Annotated in this window: 3 protein-coding genes and 1 pseudogene; all 4 read left to right on the forward strand. The window is 40.7% G+C overall.

The genetic code is table 11. The features are described from left to right. Window positions 1–291: pseudogene (locus ACYVTD_RS12100) on the forward strand (hypothetical protein); the annotation flags it as partial. Next, window positions 249–488 carry a hypothetical protein gene (locus ACYVTD_RS12105; RefSeq protein WP_461248011.1) on the forward strand — a complete coding sequence of 80 codons (240 nt, stop codon included), beginning with the start codon at window positions 249–251 and terminating at the stop codon, window positions 486–488. The pseudogene ACYVTD_RS12100 and the gene ACYVTD_RS12105, both read left to right, overlap by 43 nt. Window positions 489–497: 9 nt before the next feature. Beyond that, the gene (locus ACYVTD_RS12110; protein ID WP_461248012.1) at window positions 498–1,247 is read left to right on the forward strand and encodes a type I 3-dehydroquinate dehydratase; all 750 of its coding nucleotides are present in this window, start codon (window positions 498–500) and stop codon (window positions 1,245–1,247) included. A 19-nt stretch (window positions 1,248–1,266) separates the two neighbouring features. Continuing rightward, window positions 1,267–1,926: shikimate dehydrogenase family protein (locus ACYVTD_RS12115; protein WP_461248013.1), on the forward strand; the 660-nt coding region annotated here is incomplete at its 3' end.

Raw genomic sequence — 1,926 nt, forward strand, 5'->3', positions numbered from 1 at the left:
CGCCCTTATTGGTCTAAACACAACCTTAGCCCAGGTGTTTTTATGCCCGCAGGCGCATTATTTCCCTTCGATACAGAAAAGGGCTCTATACGCTTAAAATGGGAAGCAGGGCATGACGTCGTTTTTTACCAAGAACTTGCCATTGCAAATAGCAAAAATTCTGCAAAAATACCCGCTAATTTTGACTGGATAAGGTTTAGGGAGCTTTTTAGCTCAGATTCTCTGAGCGAAGAAGTCCGCAAAGACCCTTGGCTGATTTTTATATTTACAGGGATAGGATTTGGCAGGTAAAATTAGCTTCTACGCACGGGATTTCAAACGGCGATAAAAAAGCGGCTGTATTACTTGCCATGGGAAGCAACGCCGTAGAAAAGGAAGATCATGCGCTTCTTGCAATAAACGGCAAGAATTGGCCCTTGATGTTAAGGGTGAATTTTAACAATACGGGATTGGTTACGGCAATTTATATTTACCGTCCCGATTTTTAGGGGGAGTTTTTGTCAAAAATTTGTTTATGCCTTACAGGTAAAACCATCAAACAGGATATTGATTTATTAAGTAAATACCGCAACTATGCCGATCTAGCCGAGTTGCGCGTTGATTGTCTGGACGCAGGAGAGCGTTTATACATACGTCAGTTTCCAGAATTGGCGGGCATTCCAGTTATTCTTACAGTCAGGCGCGATGTTGACGGAGGCTATTTTACAGGCGGCGAAGGAGCAAGATTAAAATTACTCGCTAACGGACTTGCCTACGCAAATGCCGACAGCAGATTTAATTTTGCCTATGTTGATATCGAAGAAGACTTTAACGTACCAAGTCTTGAAGAAGCGGCTCGCACATTCGGAACAAGGATTATTCGTTCATGCCATGACTTAAAAGGAACTATTACCGACTTTTCCACAAAAATGAAATTGATGAAACACGCAGGAGACGAAATAATAAAAATAGCGGTTGCTGTAAAGTCTACCCGCGAGGTCTTAAATGTTTTTCGCGCATCCGGTTCTTTTGCCAATCAAGATAAAATTCTTATATGTATGGGACACTATGGAATTTACTCAAGAATTCTTGCGGAAAAATTCGGTTCTTTGTTAACTTATTCAAGCGCGTTATCTGAAAGTGTCATTCCCGGCGCTCCCGGTCAGTTAGATGTAAAAAAACTTTCAGAATTATACCATCTGCGAAAAAAAAAAAAAAAAAACAAAAGTATACGGTGTTGTAGGCAACCCTTTAAAATCCAGCGTTAGTCCATGGTTTTTTAATACTATTTTTAACCTTGAAGACACAGATACCGTATATGCTCCATTTCCTGTAACAGACATAGGTGATTTTATGGAACTTGCAAAAGAAATGGATATTCAAGGGCTTTCGGTTACCGTTCCTTTCAAGGAAGCAATTCTTCCGTATCTTGGTCAAAGATCGGCAGTTGTACAAGCAATAGGAGCGTGTAATACCTTATACCGCAAAGATGATATATGGGTTGGTGACAATACCGATTACGCCGGATTTTCATCTTCGCTCTTAAATTTTTTAGGAAAGAAAAATTTAAAACATCAAAAAATTACCATTATTGGCGCGGGAGGAGTGTCGCGCGCAGTAGCGGCGGAAGTATACAACATGGGCGGGAAAGCCCTGATTTTAAATCGTACCGTTCATAAGGCAAGAGAAATTGCATCGCGTTATAATTTCCGTTGGGGCGGATTGGACAATAATGGCGTGGAACTCATGTCCAAATACAATGACATAATAATTCAAACCACTTCTGTCGGCATGGAAGGTTATGATGAATCAGACCCGGCGGAATTTTATACATTTACAGGAAAAGAAGCGGTAATGGATTTAATTTATACTCCAGCCCAGACTTCTTTCTTAAAAAGAGCAGCCGCAGCAGGGTGCAGAACACTTAACGGTTACGATATGGTAATA

The sequence above is a fragment of the Treponema sp. R6D11 genome, assembly GCF_054786075.1.